We start from the raw sequence: 21917 nt of genomic DNA, 5'->3' as shown, positions 1-21917 counted from the left end.
GGGGCTCCCCGCCCCTTTTTCGAACCATGGCCCGTCGTCTCGTCAATGCTCGTCGCGACGGGTTTCTTTTGAGCTGCCAGGCGGACGGTCAACAATTGAATCCAGACATTATCTTTATCCATGGTATGTGGTCACGTCATACGGTGTGGCGTGATTGGGAAATTTTCTTCAGGGCTCGGGGCCTTAATTGTTTGATGCTTGATCTTCCGGGCCACGTGGAACATGGCTCGGATACGTCGCTTGCGAGAGTTGCACTCAATAGTTACGTCGATGCAGTGGTCAAAGCGGCGGACGGCAAGAAACGACCGGTATTGATCGGCCATTCCCTAGGAGGACTCATTGGCCAACTGGCTGCCCAACATCTGGACCTTGCCGGGTTGATACTGATCAACAGCGCGGCACCCGCCCAGATATTTCCGATGCGCCTGCGCATGCTGCCCGGGTTGTTTCGGCACTTCTGCAAATGGGCGTTATGGAGAAAGACGTTCCGTTTATCTGCCTGGGAAGCGGACTACCTTATATTCAATCGGGTGCCTCAGGGAGAACGGGCGGGTTACCGCAAACTGCTAATTGCTGAGTCCGGAAAAGTGGCCTACGAAGTGGGGTTTGGTGTACTCAACCTGGCGCGTACCAACCGGGTCCAAAAGGAGCAAATCGGTTGCCCAATGTTGGCCTTGGCAGGGGGGAAAGATCGAATTATTCCCCGCTCGGTGAGCCGTCGAATGTCACGCTGGTACGGCAACCAGCTCGAGTATCGCGAATACCCAGTACAGGGTCACTGGCTATTAGGGGAGCCAGGCTGGCAAGGTCATGCCCAGCAAGTCGTCGACTGGATTGAGACCTTGGGCGGCAGCCAGGGTGTCAGGGAAAATCTGACACCCTGAACGCTCAAACCTCTGGTGATCGGCGACGCTGCAGATGCACACGCAGTCGTTGCCGGGATTTACCAGTCGGGTGTTGTTGCGCCCGCCACTCCCGCGGGCTGCAACCAAACCACCGTTGAAAGGCACGGGAAAACGCGCTCAACTCCGAGTACCCCAACATGGCAGCCAGTTGGGTCAGATTGATGGTCGAGTCTCCCAGATAGCGCTGAGCCATCGATTGACGCGTCTCATCCAGCAGCACTTGAAAAGAGGTACCCTCCTCTGCCAGATAGCGTTGCAGCGTACGATGATTCAGGTCCATAAAGCCTGCGATCTGCTCAATCGTAGTGCGACCGCTGGGAAGCAGGTTACGCAATAATTGGCGAACATAGGCCGGTAACTCCTGTACCGACATTTGATCCAGCGCATCCAGGTGGTGCTGAATCAACCTGTACAACTCCTGATCACCGGAGCTCAAAGGCGTGTCCAGGAGTTTGGCATCAAAAAGCCAGGCATTACACGGGGCATTGAACTGCGGTGTCAGCCCGATCAACCTTGTATAGGCCTGCGTATCGCACAGCGGTGCCGCCCGCAGCATCAAAGCTCGCGGCTGCCAGCGACTACCCAGCAAGGTACGCATCAGCTGCATGGCGGCGCCCACGACCAGTTCCACCGTCAATCGATGGCTGACAACATCCTTGACGTCAGCTGAGTCATAGTGAAACAGCGCGTGGTCACCCTCTACCTCCAGTCGTATTTGTGCGACGCTCGCATGCAAATGGAAATAGTGGCTTAACTCGTTGATAGCGACACCCACGCTACCTGCGTTTCGGATGAGATAAAGCAGAGGCCCCAAAGAACTGACGCCTTGATGCATACCGAATCGCATGCTGAAAAGCGGATTGCCTGAGCGCTGTGTGCCAAGCGCCAGCAGTGCCGCAAACTTGCGATAAGGAACGAGACTCTCTGGATGCTCAAGCACGTCATCTGGAAGGCCCACCTCTTTTATAAGATCCTGCGCGCACAGGTTCTGGGTGGCGGCGAACTCGGCAAGCCCATGTAAGGCAGAAGCGCGTACGAAATCGGTTGCAGGGATCATCTTGTTTGATATCCATCAGGCTAATGTCGTCGAACCATCATTCGCGCCTTCTTGGCAGTAATTGACTACTCGTAGACGCATTCTGTCAACTTTCACAGAATGACGCGATCCCATTTTACCTGTCAGGTCCTTTGGTTAACGACTCCGTTCAAGGTCTCTGCAAAGGCTCAATATAGGCTCATCCACGTATGAATATTAACGGGAAGTGAGACCTGTCGTGAGTAAAAAACACCTTTGATAGCGGTTACAAATTTACATAAAGCATTGTTTTATCGCGATTTTATTGAGGAAATCACAATTCTGATCAAGGGTCATAAATCAAAACGGGCACTGTACAGTGCCCGTTTTTTTTTCTGCTGAAGACTCACCCTGGTATCGATAGCGTCTGTCCTAAAACCGATAAGAAATCCTAATAAAGGTCTAGCAAACGCTTACCTTCCCATCCAGAGTCTCAGGAACCTCTTTTCCCGTGAAATTCTTGAGCAGAAAGTGCGACAGCGCAGGAATGAGTACCAGTGCCCCAAGCATGTTCCAGATAAACATGAAGGTGAGCAGGATGCCCATGTCCGCCTGGAATTTGATCGGTGACCAGGCCCAGGTGATCACGCCGGCCGCCAAGGTAATGCCGACCAATGCCACCACTTTGCCAGTAAACGCCACGGCATTGCGATAAGCCTCAGTCAATGACAGCCCGGCACGCTGCTGCGCCAATTGCACGCTCAGCAGGTACAGCGCGTAATCCACGCCAATCCCCACACCCAATGCGATCACTGGCAAGGTCGCGACTTTCACGCCCATCCCCAGCCAGACCATCAGCGCCTCGCACATGATCGAAGTCAGCATCAACGGCAGCACCGCCACCACCACCGCGCGCCAGCTACGGAAGGTGATGAAGCACAACACGATCACCGCGCCGTACACGTATAACAACATGGTTCGATTAGCCTCGCGCACGACGATATTGGTCGCCGCTTCGATCCCGGCACTGCCGGCAGCCAGCATGAACTGACGTTCGCCATTGCTGTGCTCACGGGCGAAGGTTTCGGCCACCTGCACCACACGGTCGAGGGTTTCGGCCTTGTGGTCCGACAGGTACGCGATGATTGGCATCATCGAGCAATCGTTGTTGAACAGGTCCGGGCTGCTGACCGACGCCTGTTGCGCGCCGTAGTTGAGCACGTTCTGGTTGCGCGAGATGGTCAGCATTTTTGGATTGCCTTCATAGGAACCCGCAGTGATCTGTCGCACGGCGTCGACCAGCGACACGGTGGTCTGGACACCCGGTTGCTGCTGCAACAGCCAGCCCAGGCGATCGGCTTCCACCAGGCTTTCGTATCTCAGGCAGCCTTCGCTCGGCGTCTTGAGCATGATCGCGAACTGGTCGCTGGACAGCGAATAATTAGCGGTGATGTAGGCGTTGTCGCGGTTGTAACGCGAATCGGCGCGCAACTCCGGAGCGCCGGGATCGAGGTCGCCGATCTTCAACTGATGGCTGACGACCGTCGCACCTGCCGCCAACACTACTGCGATGATGATGGCGAAGGTGGCCCAGTTGCGCTCGGTGAACTTGTCGAGAAAAATCCAGATCGCCCCCATGCCCTTACCGTGCGACTCTTTGTTCTCAGCCCGCAGGCTGCGCTCGGCGGCCTTGTGACTGACGCCCCAATAGGACAGAAGTACTGGCAGCAACACCAGGTTGGTGAAGATCAGCACCGCGACACCCAGGCTAGCAGTCATCGCCAAATCCTGAATAACAGGGATATCGATGAGCATCAACACTGCAAAGCCAACGGCATCAGCCAGCAATGCTGTGAGGCCCGCAAGAAACAAGCGACGGAATGTATAACGTGCAGCGACCAATTGATGGGTGCCGCGCCCGACGTCCTGCATGATCCCGTTCATCTTCTGCGCCCCGTGGGACACGCCGATGGCGAACACCAGGAACGGCACCAGGATCGAGAATGGATCAAGCGCGAAACCGAACAGTGCCACCAATCCCAATTGCCAGACAACGGCGACTACTGAACAGAGAATCACCAAAACTGTGCTGCGCACACAACGGGTGAAGTAAAAAATGATGGCAGTGGCGATCAGCGCGGCAGCGCCGAAATACAACATCACCTGCATCAGACCGTCGATCAGGTCACCCACCAGCTTGGCGAAACCGATCACGCGGATCTTGATCGGGCCTTTGCCCTCTTCTCCCGCGACGCGAACGCTGCTTTCGAACTCGTACTTGTCGCGCAGCTTCTCTTCGAGGGTTTTCGAGAACTGGTGGTAGTCAATGCCCAGGCCGGTAACCGGGTCTTTCTCCAGCAGCGGTACGAAGATCATGCTCGACTTGAAGTTGTTGCCGACCAGGCTGCCGACAATTCCCGAACGGGCAATGTTCTGCCGCAACTGCTGCACGCTCTGCGTCGAGCCATCATAGGAGTCGGGCATCACCGGTCCGCCCTGGAAGCCCTCTTCGGTCACCTCGGCCCAGCGCACGGCCGGGGTCCACAGTGACTTCATCCAGGCACGGTCCACGCCCGGGGTCACGAATAGCTCGTCGTTGATTTCCTTCAAGACATCGAGGTAATGCGGATCGAAAATATCACCGTTACCGCTCTCCACCACTACCCGTACCGCGTTGCCCAGGCCACGCAAAGCCTGGCGGTTTTCCAGATAGTTTTTAATGAAGGGCTGGCTTAGCGGGATCATTTTTTCGAAGCTGGCGTTGAGCGTCAGCCGCGTAGCAGCAAAGTAGCTCAGCGTCAGCGTGACCATCAGGCAGGCCAGCACCACCCACAGGCGGTTATTGAAAATCAGCCGTTCCAACAGGTTTCCGGAGCACGGATCAAAGCTCTTGAGCTCGCGCACCACCGGCATTGTTTGGAGTTCGTAGTGACCCATCATGTTGTTCTCTTTGTGAAGCCGGGCTCAGTCGAGGGGCAGTTGCCGCAGGCCACGAGTGCCCGCCAGTACCAATGAGCCGTCGCTAGCCACCTGTGCCGCGGCGACTGGAGCAGGTGTTGTGTTGGGCTGGAGTTGAAAACTGGCGCCGTCATCGGCGCTGACCAGCACATGACCGGCCTGACTGACCAGGACGATGCGCCCATCGACGGTGACGCTGCTGGCGGTGATGCTCAGCGGCAGGCCAAGGTTGACCTTGTTCCAGCTTTCCCCACCGTCGGTGCTGCGAAACACATTGCCGCGCAGGCCAAACACCAACGCGGCGCCGGGTGTTCCGGTGACACCGAAGAAGCTGCCGTTGTACGGCGTTGGCAGCGCTTCGAAACGACCGCTGACGCGATCGAGCTTCATCACTAGGCCCTGCTCGCCGACGATGAACAACTCGCCACCCACCGAGCGCAACGCGTACAGATTCAGGGCGCCAGGGTTCTCGGTCAGATCAAGCAACGGCGTCCAGCGCAGGCCTCCATCGTCCGTACGGAAAATCAGGTTGAATGCGCCGACGATGTAGCCGACCCGCTCGTTTTCGAACCAGACATCCAGGAACGGTTTGTCGGCCCCCTCATCGACCATGCGCTGCGCCTCGGCGACCCGCGTCCTAAGGACAGCGTCATCCGGATGGCTATCGAGTTGGTGTTGGTAATAGGCGAGCATGATCGGGCCGACCTGGCGCCCATCCAGTTGGCGGTTCCAGGTCTGACCACGATCGCTGCTGTGCAGAACCACGCCGTCGTGACCTACGGCCCAACCCCGTTCCGGGGTCGAAAAGTACACGGCCACCAGATCGGAACTGACTGGTACTTCGGCCTGTTGCCAGTGCTGGCCAGTGTCATCGGAGTACAGAATGTGCCCCCGTTGGCCCACGGCAACCAGCCGATCGCCGGCTCGAGTGACCCCGGTCATCAGTGAGTTGACGGCCAGCTCGCTGCGCAGTGCCGGCGTATCGAGCACATCGGCAATTTCTCCGGCAATCACCGGTCGGGTAAACGGCACCGCCATGGCAGCCGCCAGTGTGGCGAGCAGAAACCATTTGATCATCGTCATTATTCTTATCTCGGGTGCCCTGCGGGAGCTGTCGAGAGAAACGAGGCTGCGATCTATTGATCTTTAAAACATCAAAAGATCGCAGCCTGCGGCAGCTCCTACAGAGGGATCGCGGGTGCTAGCGGATGCCGCTGCCGGCCAAAGACTCGGCGGACCACTGTGCCTTGGACAATGGATCGGTGTATTTCAGGCCGCCATAAGGGCCGTAAAAGCCACTCAGGCTGTAGGAGCCGGCGACAAAGTCATAGATCATGTGGTTGATCGTGTCCGGCGCCTGCACGTCATAGCTATAAGCCAAGTGAGTAAAACCTCCCCGGTACAACTGTCCACGCGCGTCATATTCATCCGAGGCCAAAATAGTCCAACTGTCCTCGTCCAGATAGAAAGTACGTTTGCTATAGATGTGGCGCTTGCCGGGCTTCAATGTTGCCTCGACCACCCATACGCGATGCTGCTCCCAGCGCAGCAGATCAGGGTTCAAATGGTGCGCGGTAACAACCTCGGCAGCGTTCTTGTGATAGTTCAGCTTGTAGGTGTTGTACGGAACATACATTTCCTTCTTGCCAACCAGTTTGAAGTCATAACGGTCCATGGCGCCGTTGAACAGGAACGCGTCGTCATAAGTCATGACTCCGGAGGTGCCTGGATTCGGCGTGTCGTACGCCAGGTCAGGCGCCAGCTTCACTCGACGCTGCCCTGGCAGGTATTGCCAGGCACGGCGTGGCTGCTTCATAGGATTGACTGAGTCGATGAGCAAGAGTGCTTCACCGACACGGCGAGCCGGCCCGGTGTATTGCAACTTGACCTTGTAGATAGCTTCATCGATGGCAGCCGGACCTGCTGGACGCTTGGGATCGAACAGAGGGAATTCGATATCGATGACACCCGTGGAACTGAGGTTTACGGCGCCAGAGCTATCGCCAAGCCAGGTATCGTATTTATTACTCATGGCCACCCCCTGATAATGCAAAAGGTGGTTCCACATGGCTTCATTGCCATTGGAAGGAATTGGGAACGGCACACCCGGCAGAGCATTTTCCAGCGTCAAGCCGCCCTCACCCGTTGTTGCTCCCACAGCGTTTGCCACACTGTTTTCCAACACGTTGCGCGGCAACACCACAGAACGGTGAGTTGGATAAACATCCACGCGATAAGTCGGGTAGCGCTTGAGCAGTTCCAATGTAGAAGCAGACATTTTGTCCGCATTCTCCGCAGCGTTTTTACCCGTGATAACCATGCGCGGCTTGTCATTGGCGAATGGGTCGGGGCGGAACGAGTCGCCGGGTTTAAAATCGGCCGGAGGCGCGATTAGACTTCCTGTATAGGCAGGAATACTTCCATCAGCATTGGCGGCTTTTTCTGCGCCTATGGCAGTCAGGCTGGTGCCCAGTTTCGCGGCCTGTTCGGTGTTGACCGCTGCATACGCGGAGCTTGCGATCGTCAACGCCACGGCAGTGGTCAATAGTGATTTTACGAAATTCATGGGGTGCCTCCAGTTAACTCACGACTCGAAGATCAGAGGGTGGTTTTAAAAGTAAGAGTGACCATGCCGCGATCCTTGAGCTGGGGCTGTGTCCCGGCAAATGCAGTGGTCTGGCCTGGAACGCAGTTGTATTGGCCGTTGGCGCCGGGAGCGGCACCGTCCCCGTGTGTCGACGCGTTGCCCGCAGTCCCGCAGGTATCGAAATCGCCGAAGTTGTCGACGTATTTCAGGTCGAAACGGTATTGGTTTTGAACGTCCATTCCGACGCCCACCGAGTAACTGCCCGAGCCTTTGTTACCACCCAGTTGCACGGAGGATTGACCCGCAAGACCTACGTTGTAGGTGGCTGGAAGGTACATATCGATACCGGGAAACACTTGATACCAAACCGGGTTGAAGTTCACGCCGAGCACGTAGTTGTCCTTGGTGACCTTGTCAACACCGTGATACCAGTCCTCGCCCTTGAACAGTTGTTTGTTGTCGGTCACATCCAGCCAGCGGCTATAACCGACCTCAACCAGCAACGACGCGCCGTCCCAGACCGGTGTTTCGGCGAACGTGGCCAGGCCGTTGAGTACCGCATGCAAGGTATTGCCGCGCGCCACGCCGTTTTCGCCATCGAAGCTGCTGATGAAGCCGGGAGCCTGCGCTGCGCCCAGGATTGGATTGACAGTGGCCGCCACGCTCGCCAGGGGCATGTTGTGGCGATAGTTGAGGTCGAAACCGACGCTCACTCCTTCGATGTTTTTGGAAAGACTAATGCCGTAGACATCAATGTCGTCCACGTAGAACTGGTTGTAGCTGCCGACGTTACCAGAAGCCAACTGGGTTGCGCCGACGGCGACCGGTTGCAAGACCACGTTGGGCAAGGTATCCGCGGTTTTCCGGTAGTAAAGGCCCAATGTACCGTCGAGCCATTCCGGGCTCCACTTGGCCATCAAGCCAAAATCGCCACGATTGTCTGGCGTGTAGGTATGGCCATTACTCAGGCGTAAAAACTGATGGACACCCAAGGGACCCGGTGTGCCGAAAAAAGGGTTCCGTGCCGCGACGAGCGACAGATTGTGGCCGCCATTCTGCAGACCGTCGTTAAACCCCAGGTACGTGCCGGATTCAGGCAGTCGGGAGGCATTCCAGTCCAGAAAATACTGGGCGGCCAGGGTCAACTCAGGGTTAACGGTGAAGCTGGCGGACAACTGGTTGCGCGGCATGAAGAGCTCTTTGGCTTCGGTGCCCGGAACAGCGAGCGCTTTGGACAAGTCCAGACCCGACTGTCCATAACTGTTGCCATGAGCAAAGGCCAATACACTTTCCCCCCAATAAAGGGTGTGCTTGCCGGCCTTGCCACTGAGCAATGACTGGTCACCAATTTCCGTACTGCCGAATACAAAGGCATCGAGAATTTCCGAAGACGGGCCGTTGTAATAACGGTCCGCATAGCCACTCTGATGATTCGAGTCGGGCTTACCATTGTTGAGCTGGTTGGTCGAAGGGTTGAAACTGCCAACATCGTCATAGGCATGGTCGTACCAGCTATTGGCACTGACCCGCAAACCCAGCTGTTTTTTGTAAACCACATCCAGCTCAGACAACACGTCAACGCGTTGGGCTACGGGGCTGCCAGATGAAAAATTACGATCGCCGTCGTTGTTGTTCCACGAATTCGCCAACTTACTATTAGGGGCCTCGACCCTTTGGGCATAGTTGAACTTCAAGGTGTTGTCGAAACGGACCGAAACATCCTCATTCCCCGTATCGATTTCGAACGCCTGCACAGGCGTCATCCCGAGCCCGGTTAATACCGCTGATGCCAGCAATCCGCGTCGCAGATTTGGATGACAGATCTTATTATTTTTATTCATCTAACTTGCTCACCTTCTCTGTGATTCACGAAAGCTTTTCATGAGTTCAATGCACGTAGGCGTCGTCCTTCGGCGCTCTATCCGGATGGCTGTATGAAGCAATCGGTTTTTCAAATGATCGGACCCAACACGACCGCGTCCAGGCAACGTATCTGGGGCTGTTTAAGGAGTGTCAACACGGCCTGACCAGTGTTCACTTGAGCTCACCGGTTTGCGCGAGCACTTACATCTTGCGTTGCCTGCCCCAACTATTCTTGACGACAAGTGCCACGCACTTGACATTTAGCGACACCAAGGGCAACGATCTTCGGAAGGTTCAAGCGGGTGTTTAACCTTCCTGGCGCTGAACAATTGCCGTGTTGCATACGATGGCCTCGGATCAACACGCGGGAACGGCTTATCGTCGCAAGCTCTTCAGGAATAGTTGTCGAGGGTGCGTTGAACGCATTTTTTGAGGGGGAGTCGGCCGATTGCCTGAATTCACTTCAAATGACAGCAGCCCGCCAGACCAGGCTGGCAGGCCCTTTCAACTGCCTCAAACCGAGGCTTAAGTGACAGTTCTCATTTAATGCTGGGCCATTGGTAATCTACAAAGCGCTCGCGCAGGTCTTTCTTGCTCACTTTACCCGTGGCAGTGTGCGGTAGCTCCGGCATTGATTCGCATGCGTCAGGTAACCACCACTTCGCGATTTTTCCAACCAGAAACGTGATGAGCTCGGGAGACGTTGGAGAATGCCCCGAACGTGGCACCACCAATAGCAACGGCCGCTCTCCCCAGGTTGGGTGATAAACGCCGATCACCGCGGCCTCTGCCACACCAGGATGCGCCATCACCGCATTCTCGATTTCAATGGAACTGATCCACTCCCCGCCTGACTTGATCACATCCTTGGTGCGGTCAGTAATCTGCAAATAACCACGAGCATCCAGGATCGCGACATCCCCCGTATCGAACCAGCCATCAGTCGCTTCCCCACCAAAATATCCGCTGCAAACCCAAGGGCCTCTAACCTGCAAACTTCCCGAGGATTTGCCGTCGCGCGGCAGAATATTTCCCTTGTCGTCAACAAGCCGCAGACTCACTCCAAATACCTGCCGTCCAGCCATGACCTTCTGACGAGCCTGGTCCTGCGGACTCAGCGTTTCGTACCAAGGTTGATGACGGTTATAAGCACCCAATGGACTGGTTTCTGTCATCCCCCAACCAACCTCGAGACGCACTCCATGGCGAGCCATATTCTCGATCAATGCAAGCGGACATGCCGACCCGCCTGACACTGCACGCTTGAGGCTCGCGATCTGCAAGCCGGTGCTTTCCAGATAATTGACGAGCGCCAGCCAAACGGTCGGAACACCCAACGCATAGGAGACCCGTTCATTATTGATCAAGCTCTCCAGCGTGGCACCATCACCGGCTTTAGGCCCCGGCAATACCAGCTTTGCCCCGACCATCGCCGCGCTGTACGGTACACCCCATGCGTTGACATGGAACATAGGCACGATCGGCATCACTACATCTTGCGCGCACAAATTGGTTGCTTCGCCCAAGTTGCCTGCCAGGCTGTGCAGCACCGTGCTGCGGTGACTGTAAAGCACCCCTTTAGGATTGCCCGTCGTGCCCGATGTGTAGCAAAGACTGCTGGGTGTACGTTCATCCAGCATTGGCCATTCATAGTCGCTGGATTCAGCGGCAAGCAGTCTTTCATAGCTGCTTAAATTTGGCAGGGTCGACGCCGGCAGTTCGGCTTCGTCGCACAAAACGATAAAATTGCGCACGCCTGATATCTGGGTCTGAATACTTTCCAGCAACGGTACAAACTGAGGGTCGACGAACAGAACCCTGTCTTGAGCGTCATTAATTATGAAGATGATCTGTTCCGCAAAAAGTCGCGGATTAATCGTATGGCACACACGCCCGGAACACGGAATGGCGTAATACAACTCAAAGTGACGGTAGTCGTTCCAGGCCAGGGTTCCTACTCGATCCCCCGCAGATACATCCAGCCGATCAAGGGCATTGGCTAGCTGGCGGCTGCGGGCAAACGCTTGCGCATAGGTATAACGATGTCTAGAGCCGTTGCTGAGCACCGAAACAATTTCTACATCCGCAGCGATCTGTTCTGCGTGATGCATCATCATGGCGATACTCAATTGATCCGCCATCATCAGATCTTTCATCGTGACCCTCAAGTTTCTTTGTTTTTTTGAAGTTGCCTGCCGGCGCTTGTAGAAGAGCGTTTGCCTTTTCCAAATCCGCTGTGCGAAAAATGCTTGGGCTTCGGTTCGCTACCAACGATTCGTTACATCAGAATGCGCTTATCTACGCTATTCGCACCGGAAGGGAGGACTGAGTATGCAATCCGCCTCACATTGAAACTTGACATACTGCGTCAGGTTTTTATCTTTTGCGTTTAGGATTCCGGGTTGCAAAGGTCGATTGCAGTCGGCCACTGGATGTTGGCGAATCCTTTCCGGTCGCTCTTTTTCACCTCGGTGTAGAGACTTCTTAGGCATTGCCCTGACAGGCCGCCAGTACGCTCAATTCTCGGTCGCCGGCGCCGATAATGCGTCGAGCGTGCCCTGGAGCCAGTTGACTTGTGCAGCTTGGTGCTGCGCCCGGCGCTTGGTGATTCCATTCAATCCCAGAGTAATTCACTAACGTCACACACAAGAAAAAGACCTGTCAGATTAGGATTAATCTTGAATATTGAGGAATGCAGAAAGCTGCCGGGGGCCGGGTACAGGATGCCTTCGCGATGGAGAGATTTTCTCCAAACAGCCCCAACTGCTGACACCGCACGACGAACTGGCGACAGAAGCCTCGGATGGCCTTGCTGTTGTCTTTTCGGAAGTTGGCGATGGTCTTGAATCCGCCATCAAGCGCCCGGTCAACCACATCAACTCGACGTTGCGTCGAGCTTCTCGCTCCAAACGTCGGCTCGACTGGAGGCGGTTGAGATAGCTGTAGATGTAGATCTTCAGCAAGATCGCGGGGTGGTAAGCAGGCCGGCCAGTATCGCTCCAATGGAACCTTCACAACCCAGATTGACCAGGCCGGGTTCGTCGACAAAGACGTCGACTACAGGCACCGGATTGGTATCGCTGACGTAATCTTCGAGGCTCTGGGGAAGCAAGGTGCCTTGGCCTCGACTTTCACCTTGGATAACGCCCTCCATGGGCGATCCCTGCGATGAAATCCTCAGAAATCATAGCAAGGGTTCGCGCAGACGTTTTTACACACTCTCGGCCAATTGCGGGCGCCTGACGGGGCCCCGTTTTTTCCTCCAGCAGACTTCGTTCCACATTTGAAACAAATTCGTCATTTTCCCGCCCTCAGCGTTACCTGAAACAGCCCCGCCTTCTTGTAAATTCCTGAGCCTCGCACGATCGATGTGCAATTTCGTGCCATATAAGAAATAACGTTTCATATATAAAACGCCACTAAATTTGAACGTATTACTTAACTTATTAATTTTAAAAGACTTTCAAACAATGTTGCGACCTGATCACGCGCTGGCATTGTTCATGCACTAAACACCGTATCACCTATAAAACAGACCAGAGACCCTTCCCAATGGCTGTGAAAGAGATGTACGCCCTCGCCCCTCAATGGAACAAGCCCGCTCCCAAGGAAGACCTGGAGCCAACTGAAATTGAATTTCGCAATGTCGGTAAATGTTTCCCGGCCAAGGGCAAGCCCGAAGCGCCGTTCGCCATTCGCGGGGTCAACTTCAAGATTCGCCGTGGTGAAGTGGTGTCGATCATCGGCCCTTCCGGTTGCGGCAAAAGCACCATCCTCAATATGGGTTCCGGCCTCTACCGCCCTTCTGAAGGCGAAGTGTTCGTCGGCGGTGAAGCGGTCACCGGGCCAGTCCGTCAGGTCGCATTCATGCTGCAAAAAGACCTGTTGATGCCTTGGCGCAGTATTCGCCGCAACGTTGAACTTGGCCTGGAAATACAAGGTGTAGCGGCCGCCAAACGTCAGGCCGTGGCCAAAGATCTGCTTGATCGTTGCCACCTGCAAGGCTTTGCCGACCATTACCCGTTCCAGCTATCGGGAGGTATGCGTCAGCGCGCTGCGTTGGCCAGGACCTTGGCAATCGACCCGCAAGTGCTGTTCCTCGACGAGCCGTTCTCGGCGCTGGATGCGCAGACCAAGATGATCCTGCAACAGGACATGGCGCGAATGCTGTTCGATGAAAAGAAAACCGCGCTGTTCATTACCCATGACCTGATCGAAGGCATCGCCATGTCTGACCGGCTGTTGGTCATGAGCGCCCGCCCCGGCACCATCATCGAAGAAATCAACATTGACCTGCCGTTTCGCGACAACCCGCTGGAGCGCCGCAAGCTGCCTGAGATCGGCCCGCTGGTCGGTCGCCTGATGGAGTTGCTGCAAGTCAGCGAAAACACCGAACTGCATTGATCACGCCTGTGTAGCCAGCAACCGATTGAGGAGTACGCATGTTCAAGTCCCTGTTTCAACGCTTCAGCCAGGTCACCGGCATCGCGCTCGGCCTGGGCATGGCTTTCGCAGCCCAGGCGCAGTCGACCGACGTGACTTACCTGCTGCCGGCACCACCGAACCTGCCGGCGTTCGCTCCATGGATCATTGCGCAGCAGAAGGGCTACTACGCCGCGCAAAACCTGAACATGACCTTCATCGCCGCCAAGGGCGGCGTGGACGTGGCAAAACAGATCGGCGCCGGTAACGCCATGCTCGGCGGTGCCCTCGGTGATACCCCTATCGTGGTGCGGGCCAACGGGATTCCGGTGCGCGCGGTGGCAGTGCTCGGTGCCGGCGGCGTGACCATGATTGCCACCAATGCGGCGCAAAACATCAATTCGATCAGCGATCTCAAGGGCAAAACCATGACGGTGATGTCCTACTCGGACACCACCTACTACGCCCTGCTCGCCTCGCTGCGTAAAGCCGGCCTGAGCAAAAACGATGTGAATATCCAGGCGGCCGGCCCATCGGGTGTCTGGCAATTGTTCTCGGCCAACAAAGCCGAGGCGATGGCCGGTGTGCCGGATTGGGTGGTCAACGCCGAAGAAGCCGGGTTGAAGATCAAGCTGATACCGCAATCGCAGATTTTCGAAAGCATGGCCCAGTCGATCCTCGCCTCCGATGACGCCATCAAGAACCACCCGGCTATCGTTCGCGGCGCGGTCCAGGCAACGCTGCAGGGCATGCGCGACATCATTGCCGACCCTCGAGCTGCCGCAGTGACCTTTGCCAAGGCCGTTCCCGCCTATGCCGGCAAGGAAGATTCGCTGGAGAAAATCTTCAAGCTCTACGTCGAGCATGTCTACGCCAACCAGACCGTATTGGGCCGCATCGATCCGGCGCGACTCGAAGCGGTCCGTCAGTTCTATGTCAGCGAAGGCATCGTGACCCAGGAGCCCAAGCTCGACGACCTGTACACCAACCAGTTCATCGACACCCAAACAGCCGCGCAATGACGGCCAGTGACAACAAGGTAACGACACGATGAAAAACCTCAATAACTCCATGCTCGGCAGCGTCGCCCTGCTGATCCTGTTCCTGGTGCTCTGGCAGTGGGGTCCTGGATTGCTTGGCATGCCTGAATTCGTCATGCCGCCACTGAGCCGCGTGGCCCAGGAAAGCCTGGTGATGTGGCACTCCGGCAACCTGTGGCAACACACCCTGATTACCGCTTTCGAAATCATTGTCGGCTTCGGCCTGGGCGCACTGCTCGGCGTAATGATCGGTGTGTCACTGGGGCTTTCGCCCGCCGCCGAGGCCATGCTGTCGCCGTACATCCTCTCGTTGCAGATTGCCCCGAAAGTCGCCTTTGCTCCGCTGTTTGTCATGTGGCTGGGCTACACCATTTACCCGAAGATCCTGATCGCCATCCTGATCGTGTTCTTCCCGGTAATGATCAACGTGCTGTCGGCCATCCGCACCGTTGACCCGGACATGATCAACCTCGTGCGAACCATGAACGCCAGCCGCTGGCAGATCTTTCGCCTGGTGGAATTTCCCTCGGCCATGGCCGCGCTGTTCTCCGGTCTGCGCATTGCTTCGACCCTGGCCGTCATCGGCGTCACCGTCGGTGAACTGGTTGGCGGCAACCAGGGGCTGGGTTTCCTGCTGGTCGATGCCGAAGGCCAGGGCAATACCGCTGGCGTGTTCGTGGCCATTGTCATGCTCACGCTGATCGGTGTACTCGCTTACGGCGCGGTGGTCTGGACCGAAAAACGCGTCCTGCACTACCTGCCCAAAGCCATGCTGAGCACCCAATGATGACGACCTTCAATCGCTTGCTCGAAGGCCGTCGCGTGCTGGTCACCGGTGGCGCCCGTGGATTGGGCTACGCCTTTGCCCAGGCCATCGGCCGGGCCGGTGCCCGCGTGGTCATCGCCGACATTCTCGCTGAACGCGTGCAGCAATCGGCCGCCGAACTGATCGCTGAAGGCCTGACCGTGCATGGCGTGACGGTCGACCTGGCGCAACCGGATTCAATTGACACCTGCATTGCGCAAACCCTCCGTTTGCTCGGCGGGCTCGACGGACTGGTGAACAATGCCTCGATCACCAATTCCGGCGGCAAGACCTGCGAAGAGCTGAGCCTGGACACCTGGGATCAGGTGATGCAGGTCAACGTGCGCGGCACCTGGTTGATGACCAAGGCCTGTCTGCCGGCCCTGCGCGCCAGCGATCATGGCGCCATCGTCAACCTGGCCTCCGACACGCCACTGTGGGGCGCGCCGAACCTGCTGGCGTATGTCGCGAGCAAGGGCGCAATCATCGCCATGACCCGCAGCCTGGCTCGCGAACTGGGGACTGACAACATCACGGTCAACGCTATCGCACCTGGCCTGGTGCTGGTCGAGGCCACGGCGTATGTGCCTGAAGCCCGTCACCGTTTGTACAACGATCAACGCGCCATTCAACGCCCGCAACTTCCCGAAGACGTCAGCGGTGCCGTGCTGTTCGCGCTGTCCGACCTCGCCCGCTTTATTACTGGACAAACCTTGCCGGTCAACGGCGGGTTCGTCATGCCTTGATACTGGAGACTGCCATGACCGACCTTTCTGCAAACCTGAATGCACAGCAAGACACCCCGAAAAGCTGGGAGCAGCCTGCCGGCAGCGATCTCGAAAGCTGGATGAAAACCCGCATCGCCCGCTATGAAACCCGCAAGTACGACTGGAACGCCTTGAAATTCCAGGCCGACTACGACCCGAAATTCCGCCGCGCGCAAATGCGCTACATCGGCACCGGTGGCACCGGCGTGACCTCGGACATGAATACTATCCCGTCGGAGAATTTCACGTTTTCGACCATGGTGATTCCGGCCGGTCATGAAGGTCCGCCGCACCTGCACACCGACGTTGAAGAAGTGTTCTTCGTACTGCGCGGCAAACTCAAAGTGATTATCGAAAAGGACGGCGAGCGTTTCGAAACCATCCTCACCGACCGCGATGTGATTTCCGTGCCGCCCGGCGTATACCGCGAAGAGATCAACATCGGCGATGAGGACGCACTGATGTGCGTGATGCTCGGTGCGAAAAAACCCCTGACTCCGACCTACCCGCCAGAACACCCCCTGGCCTCAATCAAGCGCGGATAAGCCCATGTCGCACGCCATCGATAATCGCGCTCCGTCGCTCACCGCCGATCTTCAGGCACAGCTGACTCTGCACTTCCCGCAGCGCCTGCTTGAGATCGCAGGTGCGCGCCAGGCCTTTCGCGAATGCGGAAGCGGGCCGGCCATCGTGTTGTTGCACGGGATCGGCTCTGGCTCGGCGTCGTGGCTGGAGTTGGCGCAGGAGCTTGGCCGCAGCGCCCGGGTGATCGCCTGGGACGCGCCCGGCTACGGCGACTCCTCGCCGCTGCGAGCCCTGGCTCCGGATGCTTCGGATTATGCCGAGCGGCTGCTGCAGATGCTTGACGCCCTGGGTATCCAGCGCTGCGTGCTGGTGGGGCACTCGCTCGGGGCCATCACCGCCGTCGCGTTCGCCAGCGGCGTGCAGCAACAGCGAATCAGTCGGCTGGTATTGATCAGCCCGACGCAAGGCTACGGTCATCCATCGCGCGCCTCGCAGCGCCAGGAAGTGCGCAGCAAACGTCTGCACGCCCTGGAACAGCTGGGCATTCATCACATGGCCGAACAACGCAGCCCCTACATGCTCTCCCCTGCAGCCAGCCCGAAAGCTCAGGCCTGGGTGCAGTGGAACATGGCGCGGCTCAACACCGACGGCTACCGCCAGGCCATAGAACTGCTGTGCGGCGAAGACTTGCTGCGGCATGCGCCGCTGTCGATGCCTTGCGAAGTGCATTGCGGTGAAGCCGACGGCATCACCTCACCCGAAAGCTGCCTGACTCTGGCCAACGCTCTGGGCGGCACATTCAACCTTATTGCCGATGCCGGGCACGCCAGCCCCATCGAACAACCTTGTGTAGTAGCGGGCCGTCTGGCCTTCGCTATCAAAGATTCCCTGACAGGTGCATCGCTATGACCGATTCAGATCTGCTGAAGGACGCTCAGGACAAATACATCGTGCCGGGCCTGGAGCGCGGCCTGCTACTGCTTTGCGAGTTCAGCCGGCGCAACCGTACGCTGACCGCACCGGAGCTGGCACGACGTCTGGCGCTACCGCGTTCGACGATTTTTCGTCTCCTGACCACGCTGGAAACCATGGGCTTCGTCACCCGCAACGGCAATGAATACCGCCTCGGCATGTCGGTGCTGCGCCTGGGCTTCGAATATCTGGCCTCGCTGGAACTGACCGAACTCGGTCAGCCGTTGCTGGCCCGCTTGTGCGACCGCCTCAACTACCCGAGCAATCTGGTGGTACGTGATGGTCGCTCGATCGTCTACGTGGCCAAAGTCTCGCCCCCGTCGGTGTTCTCCAGCGCCGTGACTGTCGGCACTCGCCTGCCCGCCCACGCCACCGTCCTGGGGCGCATCCTGCTAGAAGACCTGTCGCTCGCCGAATTGCGTGAGCTGTACCCGGAAGATCACCTGGAACAGTTCTCTCCCGGTACACCGAAAACCGTGCTGGAGCTGTTTGACATGGTTCAGGCCGATCGTCAGCGCGGCTTTGTCAGCAGTGAAGGCTTCTTCGAGTCGACCATATCGACCATCGCTGCGCCGGTGCGCGATCAATCCGGAAAAATCGTTGCCGCTCTGGGTGTGACGATTCCTACCACTCAGATCGTGCACATCAACTTCAACGAAATGCTCCTGCAAGTACGTCGCAGCGCCGACGAACTGTCGCGGTTGCTCGACTACAACAGTGCTGCCAGCCACGACGGACAAAACCGCGTTACGGCTCTGATGAGGGATTGAGATGAGTCTCTATCAACTGCAAAACAATACCGCGATTGTTACCGGTGGTTCTTCGGGGATTGGCCTGGCCTGTGTTGAGCTGTTGCTCGAAGCCGGCGCAGCCGTGGCCTTCTGCGGTCGCGACGAAGACCGTCTGCGCAGCGCTGAAGACAAGTTACGTCGACGTTTTCCCGAGGCGCGGTTGCTGGCTCAGGTCTGCAACGTCCTTGACGCCGACTCGGTCAACGCCTTTGCCGCCGCCAGCCTTGCTGCATTGGGGCCGGCCAGCGTGCTGATCAACAACGCCGGGCAAGGTCGGGTCTCGACATTCGCAGACACCACGGACAGCGCCTGGACCGAAGAGCTGAACCTGAAATTCTTCTCGGTGATCAATCCGGTCCGCGCCTTCAAGGCACAGCTGCAAGGTGAACGGAATGCGGCCATCGTCTGCGTCAACTCATTGCTGGCCAGCCAGCCGGAACCGCACATGGTCGCCACTTCAGCCGCCCGTGCAGGGGTGATGAACCTGGTGCGCTCGATGGCCACCGAATTTGCCGATGACGGCATTCGGGTCAATGGCATTCTCATTGGCCTGGTCGAGTCCGGGCAATGGCGCCGCCGTTTCGAAGCCCGCGAAGAGCGTGACCTGGACTGGAGCCAATGGACCACCCAACTCGCACAACGCAAACACATTCCCTTGGGGCGCCTCGGCCTGCCGATTGAAGCGGCCCGCGCGATCCTGTTTCTGGCCTCGCCTCTGTCGGCTTACACCACGGGCAGCCATATCGATGTTTCTGGAGGCCTGTCCCGCCATGCGTAATGAAAATACTGTCACCGTTGGCGCTGCCATCACCGCGTTTCTAGAACAGTGCGACGTCAAAGCCGCGTTCGGCGTGATTTCGATCCACAACATGCCGATCCTCGATGCGTTCGCCGTGCGCGGCAACATCCGTTTCGTCATGGCCCGCGGTGAGGCTGGCGCCACCAACATGGCTGACGCCTATGCCCGCACCACCGGTGGCCTGGGCGTTTGCCTGACATCCACCGGCACCGCAGCCGGTAACGCCGCCGGCGCGATGGTCGAAGCGCTGACCGCTGGCACGCCGCTGCTGCACATTACCGGGCAAATCGAAACGCCGTACCTGGATCAGGAATTCGCTTACATTCACGAAGCCCGCGATCAGCTGACCATGCTTAAGGCTGTGTCGAAGGCGGCGTTCCGCGTGCGCAGCGTCGAAACCGCACTCAGCACCATGAAGCTGGCGGTGCAAACCGCTTTGACCGCACCGACCGGGCCGGTCAGCGTGGAAATCCCGATCGACATCCAGTCGACCTTCATCCCAATGCCGAGCGACCTCTCTCCGCTGCCGGTTCCAGTTGCCGTGCCCGCACCTGAAGCGCTGGACCTGGTGGCCGAGCGACTGGCCACGGCCACCCGTCCCCTGTTGTGGCTCGGCGGCGGCGCGCGCCACGCTGGCCCGCAAGTCAAACGCCTGCTGGACATGGGCGTCGGTGTGATCACCTCGACCCAAGGTCGCGGCGTGGTCAACGAAGATGACGAGCGCTGCCTCGGTGCATTCTCACAAAACAAACTGGTCGAACAATTCCTGCAACGCTGCGACGCCCTGCTGATCGCCGGCTCCCGTCTGCGCAGCAACGAGACGTTCAAATACGCGCTGAAGCTGCCCCGCAACACCTTGCGCATCGACGCCAACCCGGCCATCGAAGGTCGCAGCTACAACAGCGAATTGTTCATCTGCGGTGATTCGGCACTGGCGCTGGAAGGTCTGGCGAATCGTCTGGAAGGTCGTCTGCAAATCGACCCGACGTTCCTCGCCGAGCTCAAGCAAGTGCGTGAAAAATCCCGCACGCAACTGATTGCCGATCTCGGTCCGTACTCGGCCATGGTCGAACAGCTGCAAGCCCTCACAGGGCGCAATTTCTCCTGGGTGCGCGACGTCACGCTGTCCAACAGCATCTGGGGTAATCGCCTGCTGACGCTGTTCCACCCGCGTGCAGGCGTGCATGCATTGGGCGGTGGCATTGGCCAGGGTTTGTCGATGGGTATCGGCGCGGCAGTCGCGGCGGCGGAAACCGCGCCTGAGCGCAAGGTGTTCGCCCTGGCCGGTGACGGCGGTTTCATTCTCAACCTCGGTGAACTGGCGACGCTGGTGCAAGAGAACGCCAACGTAGTGATCCTGCTGATGAACGATCAGCGCTACGGCGTGATCCGCAACATCCAGGACGCGGTGTACGGCAGCCGTCACTGCTACGTCGACCTGCACACCCCGGATTATTCCAAACTTGCCGAATCGCTGAACCTGCGCCACGGCCTGGTCACCGACCTGAAGGATTTCGGCAAGGTCGTCGACGGCGCGCTGGCGCAACCCGGACCGTTCCTGCTGGAAGTCGACATGCTCAGTGTTGGCAGCTTCGCCACCCAGTTTGCCGGTCCGCCCAACAGCGAAACCAAAGCGCAGAAAGCCACCGCCTGAGGACTTCGTCATGTTGCATATCACCATGATCGGCTGCGGCGCGATTGGCGTCGGCGTGCTTGAGTTGCTGGAGAAAGACCCGCAGCTGCGCGTCGACTACGTCATCGTCTCGGCCGGTTCCGAAGAGCTGGTACGCCAGCGGCTGGCCAGTTTCAAACAGCCACCGCAAGTGCTGACGACGCTACCGGCCGACGCGCGCCCCGACCTGCTGGTCGAGTGTGCTGGTCACAAAGCCATCGAAGAGCATGTGTTGCCGGCGCTGGAACGTGGCATTGCCTGTCTGATCGTATCGGTCGGCGCGCTGTCCGAAGTCGGCCTGGTGGAACGCCTGGAAGCGGCAGCCGAACGCGGCCAGACCCGTATCGAATTGCTGCCCGGCGCCATCGGCGGCATCGATGCGTTGTCGGCGGCCAAGGTCGGGGGGCTCGATTCGGTCAATTACACCGGACGCAAACCGGCTCGCGCCTGGAAAAACACTCCCGGTGAGCTGGTCTGTGACCTGGACAGCATCACCGAAGCCACGGTGATTTTTCAGGGCAGTGCCCGTGAAGCGGCGCACCTCTACCCGAAGAACGCCAACGTAGCGGCAACCTTGTCGCTGGCCGGTCTCGGCCTGGATCGCACCCATGTGACCCTGATCGCCGACCCGCTGAGCGAGGAGAACGTCCATCACTTCGAAGCCCGTGGCGCCTTTGGCGGGTTCGAACTGAGCCTGCGTGGCAAACCGCTGCTGGCCAACCCGAAAACGTCGGCGCTGACCGTTTACAGCGTGGTCCGCGCCTTGGGCAACCACGCTCACGCGATTTCGATTTAA

The 21917-nt window shown here is 57.9% G+C and carries 17 protein-coding genes and 1 pseudogene; 11 read left to right on the top strand and 7 right to left on the bottom strand.

Annotated elements, in window-relative coordinates:
- The first annotated feature begins 26 nt into the window (after nucleotides 1-26).
- Complete coding sequence (locus AC07YV_RS17555) at nucleotides 27-884, top strand: alpha/beta hydrolase (RefSeq protein ID WP_102701300.1); 858 nt, start codon at nucleotides 27-29, stop codon at nucleotides 882-884.
- A 4-nt stretch (nucleotides 885-888) separates the two neighbouring features.
- Here the strand turns inward: AC07YV_RS17555 and AC07YV_RS17550 are convergent, their stop codons facing one another.
- The 7 genes and pseudogenes from AC07YV_RS17550 to AC07YV_RS17520 form a co-directional block, all read right to left on the bottom strand.
- Nucleotides 889-1962, bottom strand: coding sequence for an AraC family transcriptional regulator (locus AC07YV_RS17550; RefSeq protein ID WP_102701301.1), 1074 nt, complete (start codon nucleotides 1960-1962; stop codon nucleotides 889-891).
- A 420-nt stretch (nucleotides 1963-2382) separates the two neighbouring features.
- Nucleotides 2383-4857: an efflux RND transporter permease subunit gene (locus AC07YV_RS17545; RefSeq protein WP_102701325.1), complete on the bottom strand. Its 2475-nt coding sequence runs from the start codon at nucleotides 4855-4857 to the stop codon at nucleotides 2383-2385.
- Nucleotides 4858-4884: 27 nt separating this feature from the next.
- Complete coding sequence (locus AC07YV_RS17540; RefSeq protein ID WP_102615122.1) at nucleotides 4885-5961, bottom strand: WD40/YVTN/BNR-like repeat-containing protein; 1077 nt, start codon at nucleotides 5959-5961, stop codon at nucleotides 4885-4887.
- A 118-nt stretch (nucleotides 5962-6079) separates the two neighbouring features.
- Nucleotides 6080-7444 carry a DUF1329 domain-containing protein gene (locus AC07YV_RS17535; RefSeq protein ID WP_102615123.1) on the bottom strand — a complete coding sequence of 455 codons (1365 nt, stop codon included), beginning with the start codon at nucleotides 7442-7444 and terminating at the stop codon, nucleotides 6080-6082.
- A 32-nt stretch (nucleotides 7445-7476) separates the two neighbouring features.
- The gene (locus AC07YV_RS17530) at nucleotides 7477-9306 is read right to left on the bottom strand and encodes a DUF1302 domain-containing protein (RefSeq protein ID WP_102701302.1); all 1830 of its coding nucleotides are present in this window, start codon (nucleotides 9304-9306) and stop codon (nucleotides 7477-7479) included.
- 561 nt (nucleotides 9307-9867) lie between these two features.
- Nucleotides 9868-11484, bottom strand: coding sequence for a long-chain fatty acid--CoA ligase (locus AC07YV_RS17525; RefSeq protein WP_102701303.1), 1617 nt, complete (start codon nucleotides 11482-11484; stop codon nucleotides 9868-9870).
- Between the two features lie 583 nt (nucleotides 11485-12067).
- Nucleotides 12068-12482: pseudogene (locus AC07YV_RS17520) on the bottom strand (transposase); the annotation flags it as partial.
- 413 nt (nucleotides 12483-12895) lie between these two features.
- Here AC07YV_RS17520 and AC07YV_RS17515 point away from each other — a divergent pair.
- From AC07YV_RS17515 to AC07YV_RS17470, 10 genes are read left to right on the top strand one after another with little or no spacing between them, the layout of a single operon-like run.
- Nucleotides 12896-13732 (top strand): ABC transporter ATP-binding protein, encoded by an 837-nt coding sequence (locus AC07YV_RS17515; protein ID WP_256581163.1) that lies wholly within the window; start codon nucleotides 12896-12898, stop codon nucleotides 13730-13732.
- A gap of 38 nt (nucleotides 13733-13770) precedes the next feature.
- Nucleotides 13771-14772, top strand: a complete 1002-nt coding sequence (locus tag AC07YV_RS17510) for an ABC transporter substrate-binding protein (RefSeq protein WP_102615127.1) — start codon at nucleotides 13771-13773, stop codon at nucleotides 14770-14772.
- 28 nt (nucleotides 14773-14800) lie between these two features.
- Nucleotides 14801-15577: an ABC transporter permease gene (locus tag AC07YV_RS17505; protein ID WP_102701304.1), complete on the top strand. Its 777-nt coding sequence runs from the start codon at nucleotides 14801-14803 to the stop codon at nucleotides 15575-15577.
- A complete protein-coding gene (locus AC07YV_RS17500) occupies nucleotides 15574-16341 on the top strand; it encodes an SDR family oxidoreductase (RefSeq protein ID WP_102701305.1) in 768 nt (255 codons plus the stop codon). Before AC07YV_RS17505 ends, AC07YV_RS17500 begins: the two co-directional genes overlap by 4 nt.
- Nucleotides 16342-16355: 14 nt before the next feature.
- A complete protein-coding gene (locus AC07YV_RS17495) occupies nucleotides 16356-16907 on the top strand; it encodes a cupin domain-containing protein (protein WP_102701306.1) in 552 nt (183 codons plus the stop codon).
- A 4-nt stretch (nucleotides 16908-16911) separates the two neighbouring features.
- Nucleotides 16912-17796 carry an alpha/beta fold hydrolase gene (locus AC07YV_RS17490; protein ID WP_102701307.1) on the top strand — a complete coding sequence of 295 codons (885 nt, stop codon included), beginning with the start codon at nucleotides 16912-16914 and terminating at the stop codon, nucleotides 17794-17796.
- Nucleotides 17793-18629, top strand: coding sequence for an IclR family transcriptional regulator (locus tag AC07YV_RS17485; protein WP_102615132.1), 837 nt, complete (start codon nucleotides 17793-17795; stop codon nucleotides 18627-18629). The genes AC07YV_RS17490 and AC07YV_RS17485 overlap by 4 nt, the downstream gene beginning before the upstream one ends.
- Before the next feature lies 1 nt (nucleotide 18630).
- The gene (locus AC07YV_RS17480; RefSeq protein WP_102701308.1) at nucleotides 18631-19428 is read left to right on the top strand and encodes an SDR family oxidoreductase; all 798 of its coding nucleotides are present in this window, start codon (nucleotides 18631-18633) and stop codon (nucleotides 19426-19428) included.
- Nucleotides 19421-21103 carry a thiamine pyrophosphate-binding protein gene (locus AC07YV_RS17475; RefSeq protein WP_102701309.1) on the top strand — a complete coding sequence of 561 codons (1683 nt, stop codon included), beginning with the start codon at nucleotides 19421-19423 and terminating at the stop codon, nucleotides 21101-21103. The genes AC07YV_RS17480 and AC07YV_RS17475 overlap by 8 nt, the downstream gene beginning before the upstream one ends.
- A 10-nt stretch (nucleotides 21104-21113) precedes the next feature.
- Nucleotides 21114-21917, top strand: coding sequence for an aspartate dehydrogenase (locus AC07YV_RS17470; RefSeq protein ID WP_102701310.1), 804 nt, complete (start codon nucleotides 21114-21116; stop codon nucleotides 21915-21917).

The organism is Pseudomonas sp. GW456-E7 (assembly GCF_059424105.1).
Note: the sequence above shows the minus strand (reverse complement) of the source record. Positions and strands in the feature narration are given on the sequence as shown.